This is a genomic window from Pseudomonas sp. Marseille-Q0931 (assembly GCF_940789645.1).
GTDB lineage: Bacteria > Pseudomonadota > Gammaproteobacteria > Pseudomonadales > Pseudomonadaceae > Aquipseudomonas.
This window is the reverse complement of record NZ_CALNWT010000005.1, coordinates 1-15,599: the sequence shown is the minus strand read 5'-3', so window position 1 is coordinate 15,599 and position 15,599 is coordinate 1. Positions and strand designations below refer to the sequence as shown.

Annotated in this window: 13 protein-coding genes and 3 tRNA genes; 10 read left to right on the top strand and 6 right to left on the bottom strand. The window is 64.1% G+C overall.

Going from position 1 to position 15,599, the window contains the following annotated elements; translation table 11 throughout:
- Positions 1-40: 40 nt before the first annotated feature.
- Entirely contained in the window at positions 41-2,782 is a 2,742-nt protein-coding gene (gene acnA, locus P3C50_RS11490; RefSeq protein ID WP_275546112.1) for an aconitate hydratase AcnA, read from the bottom strand.
- A gap of 256 nt (positions 2,783-3,038) precedes the next feature.
- Between acnA and rlmM the strand changes: the two genes are divergently transcribed.
- Positions 3,039-4,094, top strand: coding sequence for a 23S rRNA (cytidine(2498)-2'-O)-methyltransferase RlmM (rlmM, locus tag P3C50_RS11485; RefSeq protein ID WP_197856576.1), 1,056 nt, complete (start codon positions 3,039-3,041; stop codon positions 4,092-4,094).
- 102 nt (positions 4,095-4,196) lie between these two features.
- Positions 4,197-4,436, top strand: a complete 240-nt coding sequence (gene tusA / locus P3C50_RS11480; protein ID WP_024307805.1) for a sulfurtransferase TusA — start codon at positions 4,197-4,199, stop codon at positions 4,434-4,436.
- Positions 4,437-4,522: 86 nt separating this feature from the next.
- Here the strand turns inward: tusA and P3C50_RS11475 are convergent, their stop codons facing one another.
- Together P3C50_RS11475 and P3C50_RS11470 are read right to left on the bottom strand one after the other, a co-directional pair.
- On the bottom strand, positions 4,523-5,581 hold the full coding sequence (locus tag P3C50_RS11475) for a DUF3080 domain-containing protein (RefSeq protein ID WP_275546111.1): 1,059 nt from the start codon (positions 5,579-5,581) through the stop codon (positions 4,523-4,525).
- A 39-nt stretch (positions 5,582-5,620) separates the two neighbouring features.
- Entirely contained in the window at positions 5,621-6,994 is a 1,374-nt protein-coding gene (locus P3C50_RS11470) for an MATE family efflux transporter (protein ID WP_275546110.1), read from the bottom strand.
- Positions 6,995-7,143: 149 nt separating this feature from the next.
- Between P3C50_RS11470 and pdxB the strand changes: the two genes are divergently transcribed.
- The 3 genes from pdxB (at position 7,144) to P3C50_RS11455 (ending at position 9,690) form a co-directional block, all read left to right on the top strand.
- On the top strand, positions 7,144-8,274 hold the full coding sequence (gene pdxB, locus P3C50_RS11465) for a 4-phosphoerythronate dehydrogenase PdxB (RefSeq protein WP_275546109.1): 1,131 nt from the start codon (positions 7,144-7,146) through the stop codon (positions 8,272-8,274).
- Between the two features lie 475 nt (positions 8,275-8,749).
- Positions 8,750-9,235, top strand: a complete 486-nt coding sequence (locus P3C50_RS11460) for a glutathione peroxidase (RefSeq protein WP_275546108.1) — start codon at positions 8,750-8,752, stop codon at positions 9,233-9,235.
- Positions 9,232-9,690 carry a MarR family winged helix-turn-helix transcriptional regulator gene (locus P3C50_RS11455; protein ID WP_275546107.1) on the top strand — a complete coding sequence of 153 codons (459 nt, stop codon included), beginning with the start codon at positions 9,232-9,234 and terminating at the stop codon, positions 9,688-9,690. The genes P3C50_RS11460 and P3C50_RS11455 overlap by 4 nt, the downstream gene beginning before the upstream one ends.
- Here the strand turns inward: P3C50_RS11455 and P3C50_RS11450 are convergent.
- Positions 9,680-12,001: a response regulator gene (locus P3C50_RS11450; protein ID WP_275546106.1), complete on the bottom strand. Its 2,322-nt coding sequence runs from the start codon at positions 11,999-12,001 to the stop codon at positions 9,680-9,682. The genes P3C50_RS11455 and P3C50_RS11450 overlap by 11 nt on opposite strands.
- 109 nt (positions 12,002-12,110) lie before the next feature.
- Between P3C50_RS11450 and P3C50_RS11445 the strand changes: the two genes are divergently transcribed.
- The gene (locus P3C50_RS11445) at positions 12,111-13,001 is read left to right on the top strand and encodes an ATP-binding protein (protein ID WP_275546105.1); all 891 of its coding nucleotides are present in this window, start codon (positions 12,111-12,113) and stop codon (positions 12,999-13,001) included.
- A complete protein-coding gene (locus P3C50_RS11440; RefSeq protein ID WP_275546104.1) occupies positions 12,998-13,480 on the top strand; it encodes a GAF domain-containing protein in 483 nt (160 codons plus the stop codon). Before P3C50_RS11445 ends, P3C50_RS11440 begins: the two co-directional genes overlap by 4 nt.
- A gap of 65 nt (positions 13,481-13,545) precedes the next feature.
- Here P3C50_RS11440 and P3C50_RS11435 read toward each other — a convergent pair whose 3' ends face one another.
- Entirely contained in the window at positions 13,546-14,208 is a 663-nt protein-coding gene (locus P3C50_RS11435) for a glutathione S-transferase family protein (protein WP_275546103.1), read from the bottom strand.
- Positions 14,209-14,272: 64 nt separating this feature from the next.
- On the bottom strand, positions 14,273-15,040 hold the full coding sequence (locus P3C50_RS11430) for a hypothetical protein (protein WP_275546102.1): 768 nt from the start codon (positions 15,038-15,040) through the stop codon (positions 14,273-14,275).
- Between the two features lie 222 nt (positions 15,041-15,262).
- On the opposite strand from P3C50_RS11430, the gene P3C50_RS11425 reads away from it, so the two are divergent.
- The 3 genes from P3C50_RS11425 (at position 15,263) to P3C50_RS11415 (ending at position 15,548) form a co-directional block, all read left to right on the top strand.
- Positions 15,263-15,338, top strand: a tRNA-Glu gene (locus P3C50_RS11425).
- Positions 15,339-15,352: 14 nt separating this feature from the next.
- Positions 15,353-15,428 (top strand) — tRNA-Gly (locus P3C50_RS11420).
- 44 nt (positions 15,429-15,472) lie between these two features.
- Positions 15,473-15,548, top strand: a tRNA-Glu gene (locus P3C50_RS11415).
- Positions 15,549-15,599: the final 51 nt, after the last annotated feature.

The window sequence follows — 15,599 nt, the reverse complement described above, 5'->3', positions numbered from 1 at the left end:
GAAAAAGCGCCCTACCGGATGGAGCGGCAGGGCAGGTCCATCAGTTGGCGATCATCTGCCGGAGCACGTAGTGCAGGATGCCGCCGGCCTTGAAGTACTCGACTTCGTTGAGGGTGTCGATGCGGCACAGCACCTCGACTTCCTCGTGCTGGCCGTCTTCGCGGGTGATGATCAGCGTCAGCGGCATCTGCGGGCGCAGCTCCACGCCCTCCAGCCCTTCGATGGCCAGCACTTCCTTACCGGTCAGCTTGAGGCTGTTGCGGTCGGTACCTGGATTGAACTGCAGCGGCAGCACACCCATGCCTACCAGGTTGGAGCGGTGGATGCGTTCGAAGCTTTCCGCGATCACTGCCTTGACGCCCAGCAGGTTGGTGCCCTTGGCCGCCCAGTCGCGGCTGGAGCCGGTGCCGTACTCCTTGCCGGCGATGATCACCAACGGCGTGCCTTCGGCCTGGTAGCGCATGGCGGCGTCATAGATCGCCAGCTTCTCGCCGCTCGGCACGTGCAGGGTGTTGCCGCCTTCCTCGCCGCCGAGCATCTCGTTGCGGATGCGGATGTTGGCGAAGGTGCCGCGCATCATCACTTCGTGGTTGCCGCGGCGTGAGCCGTAGGAGTTGAAGTCGGCCTTGTCCACACCGTTGTCGCGCAGGTAGCGTCCGGCCGGGCTGTCGGCCTTGATGTTGCCGGCTGGCGAGATATGGTCGGTGGTCACCGAGTCGCCGAGCAGGGCGAGGACGCGCGCCTGGCGAATATCGGTGATGCGGGGTGGGTCGCCAGCGATGTTCTCGAAGAACGGCGGATGCTGGATATAGGTGGAGTCGCCCTGCCAGGCATAGGTGTCGGCCTTGGGTACGGCGATGGCCTGCCATTTCTCGTCGCCGGCGAAGACCTCGGCGTACTCCTTGCGGAACATGGCGGTGTCAACCTGGGCGATGGCCTGGGCGATCTCGCTTTGGGTCGGCCAGATGTCCTTGAGGTAGACCGGCTGGCCATTCTTGCCGGTGCCAAGGGCATCGCGGGTCAGGTCGATGCGCACACTGCCAGCCAGCGCATAGGCCACCACCAGGGGCGGCGAGGCCAGCCAGTTGGTTTTTACCAGCGGGTGTACGCGGCCCTCGAAGTTGCGGTTACCGGAGAGCACCGAGGCGACGGTCAGGTCGGCCTGGGTGATGGCTTTCTCGATGGGCTCGCGCAGCGGGCCGGAGTTGCCGATGCAGGTGGTGCAGCCGTAGCCCACCAGGTCGAAGCCAAGTGTCTCCAGGAAGGGCGTCAGGCCGGCGGCGTCGAAGTACTCGGTGACCACCTTGGAGCCGGGCGCCAGCGAGCTCTTGACCCAGGGCTGACGCTGCAAGCCTTTCTCCACGGCCTTCTTGGCCAGCAGGCCGGCGGCCATCATCACGCTGGGGTTGGAGGTGTTGGTGCAGGAAGTGATGGCGGCGATCACCACGGCACCATCTTTCAGGCGATGGGTGCGACCTTCATCGTCATAGTCGATTTCGCCGCTCTGCTTGTCGCCGCCAACAGCGGTGCCGCCGCCGCCTTCGCTGAGCATACGGCCTTCTTCCTTGGCGCTCGGCTTGAGCTGCAGGCCGACGAAGTCGTCGAAGGCCTGGCTGACCTGGCCCAGCGAGACGCGGTCCTGCGGGCGCTTGGGACCGGCCAGGCTGGCTTCGACGCTGCCCATGTCCAGGCTCAGGCTGTCGGTGAACAGCGGCTCGGCGCCTGGCTCGCGCCACAGGCCCTGAGCCTTGCTGTAGGCCTCGACCAGTTGCACGGTGGCATCCGGACGGCCGGACAGGCGCAGGTAGCCCAAAGTGATGTCGTCCACCGGGAAGAAGCCGCAAGTGGCGCCGTATTCCGGGGCCATATTGGCGATGGTGGCGCGGTCGGCCAACGGCAGGTCGGCAAGGCCGTCGCCATAGAACTCGACGAATTTGCCCACCACGCCCTTTTTGCGCAGCATCTGGGTTACCGTCAGCACTAGGTCGGTGGCGGTGATGCCTTCCTTGAGCTTGCCGCTGAGCTTGAAGCCGATCACTTCGGGAATCAGCATCGACACCGGCTGGCCGAGCATGGCCGCTTCCGCCTCGATGCCGCCGACGCCCCAGCCGAGCACGCCGAGTCCGTTGATCATGGTGGTGTGCGAGTCGGTGCCGACCAGGGTGTCGGGGAAGGCGAGGGTGGCGCCGTCTTCTTCCTTGGTCCATACGGTGCGCGCCAGGTACTCGAGGTTGACCTGGTGGCAGATGCCGGTGCCCGGTGGCACCACGCTGAAATTGTCGAAGGCGTGCTGGCCCCAGCGCAGGAAGGCGTAGCGCTCGCCGTTGCGCTGCATTTCCAGCTCGACGTTGTCGTGGAAGGCGCTGGAGGAGGCGTAGCGGTCGACCATAACCGAGTGGTCGATGACCAGATCCACCGGCGACAGCGGGTTGATCCGCTGCGGATCGCCACCGGCCTTGGCCATGGCGTCGCGCATGGCGGCCAGGTCGACCACCGCCGGCACGCCGGTGAAGTCCTGCATCAGCACGCGCGCCGGGCGGTACTGGATCTCGCGGTCGGAGGCGCGCTTGTCGAGCCAGTCGACCATAGCCTGCAGATCCTGCGGCTGTACGGTCTTGCCGTCTTCGTTGCGCAGCAGGTTTTCCAGCAGCACCTTGAGCGACTTGGGCAAGCGGTCGATGTTGCCGAGGCGTTGGGCGGCTTCGGGCAGGCTGAAATAGTGGTAGGTGGCGTCGCCGATCTTCAGTTCGCGGCGGCAGTTCAGGCTATCGAGGGAGGGCATTGCACATCTCCTTGGGCCCGCACGGTTCGGGCTGTGTCTGATGGCGGCAGACCTTCAAGCTAGTTCGGCTTGGGCGGTCTGGCTAGCGCATATCCTTTATCGGTTGCTATGCGCTGCCTGTGTTGGATGGCCGGATCTCATCGAGACGCGATGGCCAGCGGCTCCGTATCTGTGGGCAGCACATATGTAGCTGGACAGGTTTAGCGGCTCTGGGTTCCGGTCTCGGGTATCATGCGCGCCTCATGGAGACCCTTTGATGAATACCCTGTTTCTGCATTGCCGCCCCGGTTTCGAGGGAGAGGTTTGCGCCGAGATCACCGACCTCGCGGCGCGTCTGGACGTGCCCGGCTACTCCAAGGCCAAGCCCGGCAGCGCCTGCGCCGAGTTCGTCTGCAGCGAGGCGGCCGATAGTGAACGGCTGATGCGTAGCGTGCGTTTCAATCAGCTGATCTTCCCGCGGCAGTGGGCGCGCGGTGCGTTCGTCAGCCTGCCGGAAAGCGACCGTATCAGCGTGTTGCTGGAAGCCTTGGCCGACTATCCGGTGTGCGGCAGCCTGTGGCTGGAAGTGGTGGATACCAACGAGGGCAAGGAAGTCTCGACCTTCTGCAAGAAGTTCGAGGCGCCGCTGCGCAAGGCGCTGCTCAAGGCCGGCAGGCTGGTGGACGACGCCAGGAAGTCGCGCCTGCTGCTGACCTTCAAGAGCGGCCGCGAGGTCTTCGCCGGTATCGCCGAGGCGGACAACCAGGCGATGTGGCCCATGGGCATTCCGCGCCTGAAGTTCCCGCGCGAGGCGCCGAGCCGCTCGACGCTCAAGCTGGAGGAGGCCTGGCACCATTTCATCCCGCGTGAGCAGTGGGATCAGCGCCTGGCGCCCGGCATGACCGCCGTGGACCTGGGCGCCGCACCGGGCGGCTGGACCTGGCAGCTGGTCAATCGGGAGATTCGTGTGACGGCCGTGGACAACGGGCCGATGGCCGAAAGCCTGATGTATTCCGGCTTCGTCGTGCACCAGCGCGCCGATGGTTTCACCTTTCGCCCGCGCCATCCGGTGCACTGGATGGTCTGCGATATCGTCGAGAAGCCGGCGCGCACGGCGGCGATGATCGAGACCTGGCTGGGCGAAGGGCTGTGTCGCGAGGCGGTGGTCAATCTCAAACTGCCTATGAAGCAGCGCTACGCCGAGGTGCGGCGCCTGCTCGATCGCATCGAGTCGGGGCTGGTCGAGCGCGGCCTCAAGGTCAGCATCGGTTGCAAGCAGCTGTATCACGACCGCGAGGAAGTGACCTGTCACCTGCGTCGACACGGCAGGTGACGAACTGAACCCGGCATGCGCGCTGGCTGTGCGCAGGTGACCTTTAGATCAGCTTTGCGCGACAATGCGCGCCTGCCTGTGGAGCCCTTTATGTCCGAAGCCCTGACCCTCAACCACGATGACCTGCTCGATGCCAGTGGCCTGAATTGCCCTGAGCCGGTGATGATGCTGCACAACAAGGTGCGCGACCTGTCGCCGGGCGGCTTGCTCAAGGTGATCGCCACCGATCCCTCGACCCGCCGTGACATTCCCAAGTTCTGCGTGTTCCTCGGCCATGAACTGCTCGGCCAGGCCGAGGAAGACGGCACCTATTTGTACTGGATTCGCAAGAAGGCCGATTAGGCTGCGTCCGTAAATTTAAGCCGTAGGGCGGGTGCAACCCGCCTAGTCGCGGCTGGCGGGTTGCACCCGCCCTACCTGAGCGTGCGCTAGCTCGCGCTATTCCAACCCGCCTGTCCTGGCGCCAGGCCGCAGCTGTTCAGCAGCGTCTGCCAGGCCTTGACGTGGCGTGCCGTGGCCATACGGAAATCCTGCCATAACGAACCCTGCTCGCCCGCCAATCGCTGCAGATGCTCGCGGGTGGCTGGCGGAATGCCGTCGATACGCTGCAATTGCAGCAGCGCCGCCTGCCACTGCTGGCCGCGCTGGTCGACCTGTGCCAGATAAGGCTGCAGGCCGCCGGCGTAGAACTTGACGAAGATGTTCTGCAGGATGCGCCCGCGCGGCGTCGCCTGGCCCAGTGGGCACAGCGGGCGGCCATGTTGGCGTTGCTCCAGCATTTCGCTGCCGGCGTCGAGGGTGTGGCGCAGGCTGGCCAGGCTGGTGATCAACTGGCCGCCCTGTTCGCTGGCGTATAGGGCGAAGAACAGCGGCTCCAGCTCCTTGGCACTCGGCGGTAGCTGGCCCGGCAGGCCGGCGCCGATGATGCCCAGCCGCTGCAGTGCGTCCAGGGCGGCACTGTCTTCCTGAGTGTCGACCGGCAATGCCTGGTCGGCAAAACGCAGGTAGTTCTCGAACTCCGGGCTACCGTTCAGGGCATTCCAGAACACTGCTGGCAGTTGCTGGCGCTTGTCGCTGGCCAGGCGCTGCAGAGTGGCCTTGAGGCTGGAGTCGTCCTGCAGATGCGGCAGGCAGTCATCGATGGCGCGCAGCAGGTCGCCTTCGTAGCCAAGCCGCTGGCTGGGCATCAACTGCTTGCCCAGGCTGCTGTTGCGCTGGCTGATCAACTGCTGCAGGTGCGGACAGCGCCGCGCGTCGATCACCAGATCGAGCAGGCCGATACGCAGCTCGGGAATTTCCGCAAGCCGCTCGCGCCGTGCCGGCAGGCGGTACTGGCTGACGCTGCGGCTGTCGAAGGCGTTGACGTCAGCAGCATCGAGCGAACGCTGCAAGCGCTGGAGGTAGTCGCTCTGCAGGGCCAGTCCGTCGTTGGCCGGGCCGCATGCAGCGAGCAGAAGGAAGCAAAGGAGCAGGACTGGTCGAATCATGCGCCCAGTCTAGAGCTGATCTCCTGCCTATCCAATGGCTCAGGCGGCCCGGCGAATGCGCTTACGCGCGCTGCGCGCCAGGCGCACGATGAGCATCGCCGCGGCGCAGGTCAGGCCCACCACCAAACCTTGCCACAGGCCGCTGGGGCCGCTCGGTTCGCCGAACAGGTCGGACAGCCCCAGCGCATACCCCACCGGCAGGCCGATGCCCCAGTAGGCGAACAGGGTCAGCAACATGGTGATGCGCGTGTCCTGATAGCCACGCAGTGCGCCGGCTGCAGTGACTTGAATGGCGTCGGAGAACTGGAACAGCGCCGCATAGACGATGAGTGTCGCGGCCACGGCGATTACCGCTTTGTCCGGCGTGTAGATCTGCGCGATCTGCTCGCGCAGCAGGAACATCAGGCTGGCCGATAAACAGGCGTAACCCAGCGCTGCGCCCATGCTTACCCCGGCGGCGAAACGCGCTTCACGCGGCTGGCCGCGGCCCAGTGCCTGGCCGACGCGCACCGTGGCGGCCATGCCCAGCGAGTAGGGGATCATGAACACCATGGAGCTGAAATTCAGAGCGATCTGATGCCCGGCCACCACGGTGGCGCCGAGCCCGCCGATCAGCAGGGCGATCACTGCGAAGATGCTCGCTTCAGCGAACACTGCGATGCCAATCAGCACGCCGACGCTCAGCAGGCGTCTGATCACCGTCCACTGTGGCCATTCGAAATGAGCGAACAGGGCGCTGGCGCGGTAGTAGGGCGCCCATCTCACCCAGACCAGCATGCCGACCAGCATGAAGCCCATCACCAGCGCGGTCGCCCAGCCGCAGCCCACGCCGCCCATGGCCGGCAAGCCGAACTTGCCGTAGATGAAGATGTAGTTGGCCGGGATATTGAGCAGCAGGCCGAGAATGCCCAGCACCATGGCTGGGCGGGTATGGCCCAGGCCATCGCTGCAGCAACGCAGCACGTGATACAGCGCCACCGCCGGAAAACCGCAGGCCACGGCGCGCAGGTAGCCCATGGCCGGGGCGATCAGCGCCGGGTCGACGTCCATGGTGCGCAGGATGAACTCGGCGTTCCACAAAAGCGTCGCTGCGCTGCCGCCCACCGCCAGCGCCAGCCAGAGTGCCTGACGCACCAGTGGGCCGATGGCTGCTTCCTCGCCGGCGCCGAAGCGCTCCGCCACCTTGGGCGTGGTGGCCAGCAGGATGCCGGTCATCAGCAGGAACACCGGCACCCAGATCGAGTTGCCCAGCGCCACGGCGGCCAGGTCCTGCGGGCTGACGCGCCCGGCCATCAGCGTGTCGACGAAGCCCATGGCGGTGTGCGCCAGCTGGGCGATGATGATGGGCGTGGCCAGGATGAGCAGGCTGCGCAGTTCCGTGCGCACGCGGCCAAGGCGGGTGTCGGTGGACATTTCGACTCTTCGGGATAACAGGAAACCGCGTAGTCTACGCCTTGACGCAGCGGTCAGGAAAGTATGGCGTAAGGCTCTGCCGGGCGCCTCGCGGGCGACGCTGGCGATCACGCTGGCATAGAATGGCGGCCTGCCCGATGGAGCCTGCCATGTACATAGTCGCCGACGAAAACATTCCCCTGCTCGATGAATTCTTCGCTGCGTTCGGCAGCATCCGCCGCCTGCCTGGGCGCGGCATCACGGCGGCCGACGTGCGCGATGCCGACCTGCTGCTGGTGCGCTCGGTGACTCAGGTGAATCGTGCGCTGCTCGAAGGCAGCCGGGTCCGCTTTGTCGGTACCTGCACTATCGGTACCGACCATCTTGATCTCGATTACTTCGCCGAAGCCGGCATCGCCTGGAGCAGCGCACCGGGCTGCAACGCCCGCGGTGTGGTGGATTACGTGCTGGGTAGCGTGCTGACCCTGGCCGAGCGCGAGGGCGTCGACCCCGCTGCGCGCGTCTATGGGGTGGTGGGCGCGGGGCAGGTCGGTGGGCGTTTGGTCGAGCTGTTGCGCGGTCTTGGCTGGCAGGTGCGGGTGTGCGACCCGCCGCGCCAGGCTGCCGAGGGCGGCGATTTCGTCAGTCTGGAGCGGGTCATCGAAGAATGCGACGTGATCAGCCTGCACACGCCGCTGGACGCGTCGACGCGCCATCTGTTCGACGCGACTCGCCTGGCGACATTGAAGCCGGGAACCTGGCTGATCAATGCCAGCCGCGGTGCCGTGGTGAACAACGCGGCGTTGCGCGCGCTGCTGCCGCAGCGCCCCGATCTGAAGGCGGTGCTCGACGTCTGGGAAGGCGAGCCGCAGGCCGATGTCGAACTGGCCGCCCTGTGCCAGCTGGCGACGCCGCATATCGCCGGTTACAGCCTGGACGGCAAGCTGCGCGGCACGGCGCAAATCTATCAGGCTTGCTGCCGTGTGCTGGGCATACCTGAGCAGGTGAGCCTGGCCGAGCTGCTGCCAGCGCCCTGGCTCCGCGAGCTGAGCATCGACGGCAACGCCGACCCGGCCTGGGCCCTGGCCAGCCTGTGCCGAGCAGTCTACGATCCGCGCCGCGACGATGCGGATTTTCGCCGTAGCCTGGTGGGCGATGCCGATGCTCGTCGCGCCAGTTTCGACCGCTTGCGCAAGCACTACCCGATGCGTCGCGAGATCGATGGCCTGCACGTACGCATTCAGGACGATGCAGCACCACTGACCGCGCTGGTACGAGCCCTGGGCGCCACCGTTTCGTAGGGTGGGTTAGCCGCCTGTCACGTGTATCGATCAGTTGCTAAGCCCGGTGCGGCGTAACCCCCCATCGGCGCAACGCGATAGATCGCCTGGTGGGTTACGCGGCGCGCTGGGTTCATCTGCGTTTGGAAGTCCGGCATTCGGCGCCGCTAACCCACCCTACGGGATAGCGTGTATCCCTCTATGTACGCATTGACGCCATCGTCTTGTAGTGTGGGTTAGCCACTTGTCTCGGTTGTCGATCAGCTCGCTATGCCGGGTGTGGCGTAACCCACCATCGGCGCAACGCGATAGATCGCCTGGTGGGTTACGCGGCGCGCTGGGTTCATCTGCGTTTGGAAGCCCGGCATTCGGCGCCGTTAACCCGCCCTACGGATAGTGCGATATCTGCATGCCTTATCTTGCAGCAATTAAATTGCATGCAATTTAATTGCTCGCTATTTTGTCCGTCACTTTCCGCCCATCAGGACGATTCCCCATGAGCAATGCACTTTTCGATATTCCAGTCACGACCATTAAGGACGAGCAGAAGACCCTGGCCGACTTCGGCGGCAAGGCCGTGCTGGTGGTCAACACAGCCAGCAAGTGCGGTTTCACCCCGCAGTACAAGGGGTTGGAGAACGTCTGGCAGCAATACAAGGACAAGGGCCTGGTGGTGCTGGGCTTTCCCTGCAACCAGTTTGGCAAGCAGGAGCCGGGTGACGAAGGCGCGATTTCCGAGTTCTGCGAGCTGAATTTCGGCGTCAGCTTCCCGCTGTTCAAGAAGGTCGACGTCAACGGCGCCGACGCTCATCCGCTGTTTGTGCAGTTGAAAAAGCGCGCCCCCGGCCTGCTGGGTAGCCAGGGTATCAAGTGGAATTTCACCAAGTTCCTGATCGGCAAGGATGGCCAGGTGGTCAAGCGCTTCGCCCCGACCACCAAGCCGGAAGAACTGAGCAGCGAGATCGAAGCGCTGCTGAAATGACCGCGTTCGATACCGCCGGGCTGCAGTTGGACAACCAGCTGTGCTTCAAGCTTTACGCCGCCTCGCGCGCCGTGATTCGCGCCTACAAGCCGATGCTTGATGCCCTTGGCCTGACCTACCCGCAGTACCTGGCGATGCTGGTGCTGTGGGAGTGGCAGGAACATGCGCCCGCGCAGCCGACGCTCAAGGCGCTCGGGCAACGTCTGCAGCTGGACTCTGGAACCCTGACGCCGCTGCTCAAGCGTCTGGAACAGATGGGCCTGGTGCAGCGCCGTCGTGCGCAGGCGGACGAGCGAGAGGTGCATCTGGCGCTGAGCGAGACCGGCAGGGCGCTGCAGGCGCAGGTTCTGCCGCTCAAGGCGCAGTTGCTTTGCCAGTTCGGTGATCAGGACCTGCTGGAGATGGAAGGGCTGCGTCGCAGCCTGGATCGTTTGCTGGCGCGGCTCAGCGAGTGACGTCGCTGGGCAGCCAGGTGTCGAGCATGGCTGCCAGTTCTTCACGGCGGAAGGGTTTGGCCAGGTAGTCATTCATGCCGGCTGCGCGGCAGCGTTCGCGCTCGTCGGACAGCGCATTGGCCGTCAGGGCGACGATGGGCAGTTCCGGCCAGCGGCCGTTGCTGCGGATGCGCCGGCTGGCCTCGTAGCCGTCCATTACCGGCATGTTGCAGTCCATCAGGATCAGGTCGACGGGCTGTTGCTCCAGCATTTCCAGGGCTTCACCGCCATGACCGGCGACCAGAACCTGATAGCCGAGCTTGGCCAGCATGCCCTTGGCGACCATCTGGTTCACCGGATTGTCTTCGACCAGCAGCACGCGCGCTGCGCTTTGCCGGCGAGGCTGCGCCTGGGCGTCGTTACCCAGCTCGCTGTCGTCGCTCTGCAGGATGTGCCGCAGCATCTGCAACAACCCGTTGCGCGCCAGGGGGCGGGCAATCTGCAGCAGCGGCATGAGACGTTGTGCCTGGTCATGCGGTAGGAAATTGCCGTAGGCCGTGACCAGCAAAACCGGTGTGGTGATCGTTGGGCGAAGGCCCAGCAGACACTCGGGGCAATCGCTGATCAGCAGGTCGGCGTCCACGCCGAGCAGGCTGGCATCGGTGTCCAGGCGCTGGTAGCTCAGGCCCCAGGTGGGCAGCCATTGGCTGAGCATTTGTTGCAGGCCGCTGCTGGCCGGCGTCATGGCTACGATGCGGCCCTGCAGTGAGGGCTGCATGGCGGCTTGGGCATGAGCCGGCAGCGGCAGCTCGGCGCAGAACTCGCTGCCGAAGCCTTCCTTCGATTGCAGGGTCAGCTTGCCTTGCATCGCTTGGCAAAGACGCCGTGTCAGCGCCAGACCCAGCCCGGTGCCGCCGTACTCGCGGGTAATGCCCACTTCGGCCTGGGCGAAGGGCTGGAAGATGCGCGCCTGGGCGTCTGCGGCGATGCCGATACCGGTATCGCGCACGCGAATGCTGATGCCGTCCGCGCTGCTGGCGACGATCAGGTCGACACGGCCGAATCGGGTGAACTTGAGCGCGTTGGACAGCAGGTTGCTGACGATCTGGCGCACCCGCGTCGGATCGCCCAGCACCTGCGCCGGCAGTGCCGGATCGATCAGGCAGGTCAGCTCCACGGCGCTGGCGGCGTTCTGCGACAGCAGGCTGGCGGTTTCCTCGGCCAGGGCGCCGAGGTCGAAGGGGATTTCTTCCAGCTCCAGCTGGCCGGCTTCGAATTTCGACAGATCGAGGATGTCGTTGAGCAGTTCCACCAGCACCTTGCCGGAGTCATGGGCGATGCCCAGCTGCTGACGTTGTTCGGGGCTGAGCGGGCCGTCCAGCGCCAACGCCAGCATGCCCAGCAGGCCGTTGAGCGGTGTGCGGATCTCGTGGCTCATATTGGCCAGGAAGGCCGAGCGTGCCTGCGCCATGTTCAGCGCGGTGGTGCGCGCCATCTCCAGTTCGCTGTTGGATTGGCTGAGGCGGGCGTTGGTGGCCTTGAGCTCGGCGGTGCGCGCCGAGACGATGTTTTCCAGCTCGCCGAGGTATTGGGTCAGCCGGTCTTCGGCGTTGCGTCGTTGCTCAATCTCCTGGGCAATGCTCGACAGCTGGCGGTTGGTGACTTCGACCAGGATGCCGATCTCGTCGCGCTCATGGCCCTTGGGGCAGGGCACCGGGCGATGATGCGGATCCTGCGGGTTGCGTTGGCTCAGTGCGCGAATCACGCCGGTCAGCGGCTTGGTCAGCATGAAATAGAACATCACCAGCAGGATCAGCGACAGCAACAGGCTGCGTGCGAAGCCGGTGAGCAGGGTCAGCAGCGAGCGCCGCAGGAAGTGGCTGCCGAAGGCGTAGGTATCGATCTCCAGGCGCAGGAAACCCAGCGGCTCGTGAGGCGCGTGGGAGACGAACAGCGGGTCCTGGAATGCGCGCTCGGCGCCAAACAGGCTGTCGCTCATGAAACGGTAACGGCTCTCGCTACGCGGCCGACTGACGCTGGCCAGCACCAGGCCGCTGTTGTCGATCAGCTCGGCGCGGGTCACCGCTGGCGAGCGCAGCAGGCCGAGTACCAGCTCCTGCGCCAGTTCCGCATCGATGTTGTAGGCGATACGGGCGGCGGGGTTGTGGCTGATTTCCAGCAGTGCGCGAATCTCGCGGTTGATGGAGGCCTCTTCGCTGGCATAATCGATCGCCACCTGGGTGACGCTCAGCAGCGTGCCAAGGATAAACGCCACCAGCACGGTCAAGCCGGCCTGTTTGAATGACAGGCGATTGGTGAGCGAAATATCCATAAATGCGTGCGTAGTCTCTGATCCTTGGCGCTTGCCAAGCATAGCTGATAGCGACCCTGTACCGGCAGAGCCTGCAACGTGCGGCTCTGCGCAAAAGGAGTAGTAGACCGTGGATTCCCGATTGCTGGATTTTCTCGCCCGCGCCGAGCAGGTGCTGGAGCGTCTCGAGCCTTTGCTGCCTGCGCTGCGCCCGCAGGTCGACTGGAACACATGCGTGGCCGCGCGCTGGGTGCGCGATGGCCGCAGCGGTTACCTGTTGCCGCTGGAGGTCAGCCTCGACCTGTCGCTGAGCGACCTGCTGGGTGTGGACGCCCAGCGCGAGCAGCTGGCGCGCAATACCCGTCAGTTCGTCAGCGGCATGCCGGCCAACCATGCGTTGCTCTGGGGTGCGCGTGGTACCGGCAAATCCTCTCTGGTGCGTGCGCTGCTTGCCGAGCACGCCAGGGCTGGTCTGCGTCTGATCGAGATCGAACGCGATCATCTGGCCGACCTGCCGCGCGTGGTGGAACTGCTGGCCGGTTTGCCGCAGCGCTTCGTGCTGTTCTGCGACGATCTGTCATTCGAGGCAGGCGAGGGCGACTACCGCGTGCTCAAGAGCGTGCTCGACGGTTCGCTGGAACAGGCGCCGGACAACGTGCTGCTCTATGCGACCTCCAACCGGCGCCACCTGGTGCCCGAGCGGCAGAGTGACAACGAGAATTGGAAGATGGTCGACGGCGAACTGCACCCCAATGAGGCGGTGGAGGACAAGATCGCATTGTCCGATCGATTCGGTCTGTGGCTGTCGTTTTATCCCTTCAGCCAGGATCACTTCCTGATCGTCGTGCGTCACTGGGTTGACGTGCAGGCGCGCCAGGTGGGGCTGAACTGGAGCTGGGACGAGGCGCTGGAAAAGGCGGCCATTCGCTGGGCGCTGGGACGCGGTAACCGCAATGGGCGCTGCGCCTATCAATTCGCCCGCCACTGGGTCGGGCTGCAACTGCTGGAGCAACAGGCATGATCGATCTTTCCCAGGCCGGGGCTGACCTCAATGGTTATCCGCTACTGAGTGCGCAACTGCAGGCGCTGCTGTCCGGTGAACGTGACTTCATCGCCAACGCCGCACAGTTCTCCGCCTTTCTTTTTCACGAACTGGCCGACCTCAACTGGGCCGGCTTCTATCTGGTCAAGGATGGCGAACTGGTGCTTGGCCCGTTCCAGGGCAAGGTAGCCTGCGTGCGCATCGCTTTCGGTCGCGGCGTGTGCGGAGCGGCTGCGGCGAGTTTGCAGACGCAGCGAGTCGAAGACGTGCATGCCTTCGCCGGACATATCGCCTGCGACAGCGCGTCGAACAGCGAATTGGTGGTGCCCCTGGTCAAGGACGGCCGCCTGATCGGCGTGCTGGATCTGGACAGCCCGTCGGTAGGGCGTTTCACCGAAGCGGATCAGGCCGGCATCGAAGCGCTGGCGGCGATCTTCCTGGCCGCCAGCGACTGCTGAGTCGCAAGGCCATCATGTGTGCCGACCGTTTGTGCTGATCCCGCTAACGGTCGGTGCGTTTGCTGTTAACGCTTGGCGCCGATCTTCTCCAGCGTGCGCAGCTCGCGTGGCAGCAGGTGCTGCATGGAGGCGCTGGCCTTGACGCGCTGAAAGTGCGCGGTCAGGTTCGGCCAGCGCGCGGCGTCCAGTGTTTCGCCGCCGTGCTCCATGTTGATCAACTGGCAGGCCAGCGCCAGATCGGCCATCGACAGTCGCTCGCCGAGGAAATAGGGCGCATCGCCCAGCGTGGCTTCGAAGTAATCGAAGTGGTTCGGTAGTTTGTCCCGGAGCGCCTGCTGCACCTTTTCCTCGTCGCACGGCTGGCCCATGGTGGCTTTCAGCACGCGGTTGCGGAACACGGTGAAGGTGCACAGCGGTGCAAGCTCGTAGTCGGCGTATTTTTCCAGCCAGCGCACCTTGGCGCGTTGCTCGGCATCGGCGCCATACAACGGCTTGTGCTCGGGGTAATGTTCTTCCAGGTACTGGCAGATGACGCTGGAGTCCGCCAGCGTGAGGTCGCCGTCGCGAAAGGCAGGAATGCGCCCCAGAGGGTTGAGTTCGCGAAACCAGTCCGGCTGGCCGAAGGGCATGACCACTTCGAGTTCGTAATCCAGGCCCTTCTCGATCAGGCACAGACAGACTTTACGGACGAACGGGGAGAGTGGCGCCCCGTAAACGGTCATGCTCATTGCAGCTCCTAATCCTCGGTCAGCGTGTTGGGCTGAGCGAAGGCGAACGTTGCTCTGCCGCCGCTCAGTCGTAGATGTTCTTCTTTTTCCAGTCGTCGTCTTCCAGGTCTTTCAGACCTTCGGTCAACTCGCTCGGTTCTTGCGCTGCGGGTGCATTGTTGTTGAGGACCATTGCATTGGCGCGCGCCAACTGCTCCTCGAAGCGTTTGAGTTGCGCCTGGTAAGGCGCAGGTTCGGGTTGCTTGCGCAGGTACTGCACGCCGCGCTCGAAGGCCAGGCGCGCCTGGCCAGGCTGGTTCTGCTGCATTGCCGTCTGGCCAAGGGTGCTGAAGAACTCGATATGCACCAGCACCAGCATTTGGCGAATCTGCTTGAGCCAATGCTTGCCTTCGCTGACGGGCAGCAGGCCGCCCTGTACCGAGCCGGTGATCAACGCATGGAGATTTTCCAGAAGGAAACGTATGTCCTTGGCCTTGGCTTCGTTGGTGACGGGCTGAGGCGGGTTCTGCACCGCGATGGATTCGCCCTTGGCGATCTCGGTCTTCAGGGTGGCGATATCGTTCTGCAACGCGGCGTTTTGCTTATCCAGCGGCAGCAGGCGTTCGCTGACCTGGAGCTGTAGCTGGCTGAGCAGCAGCTTCAATTGCGGCGTCATCAACTGGCCGGGCATGCGTTCGGAGATATCCTGGCAGCGACGAATGCGGTCGAGCAGGTCGGCGCGCTGGCGGGCTTTCTCCAGCTTGCTGTTCTCGACGGCATGGTTGATGTAGGCAATTACCATCAGCAGGGCGATGCCGCCGACTATCAGCATGGTTATCACGAGTGCGGACACTGCTTGGGACCTCTCGAGAATCAACTTTTCGACCGAGTGTAGTGGCTTGGTCGCATCGCTCCTAGTGTCATGTCAATTTATGGGCTGAAGTCTTTGATTTTAAAAATTTTTTAGAGAGTGGTTGACGACCTCTCAAAGCCTCCATAGAATGCGCGCCACTTCCAGCGCAAAGCCTAAAGCGAAGCGAAGGAAGCCGGAAAGTTGCTTGATGTTCCGGGGTGTGTCCCCTTCGTCTAGTGGCCTAGGACACCGCCCTTTCACGGCGGTAACAGGGGTTCGAGTCCCCTAGGGGACGCCACTTCAAGTTGTACTGCGGGAATAGCTCAGTTGGTAGAGCACGACCTTGCCAAGGTCGGGGTCGCGAGTTCGAGTCTCGTTTCCCGCTCCAAATTTCGAAATACTGCTTCGGCAGGGTTTCAAACGAAGTTCCAGGTCCCCTTCGTCTAGTGGCCTAGGACACCGCCCTTTCACGGCGGTAACAGGGGTTCGAGTCCCCTAGGGGACGCCACTTCAAGTTGTACTGCGGGAATAGCTCAGTTGGTAGAGCACGACCTTGCCA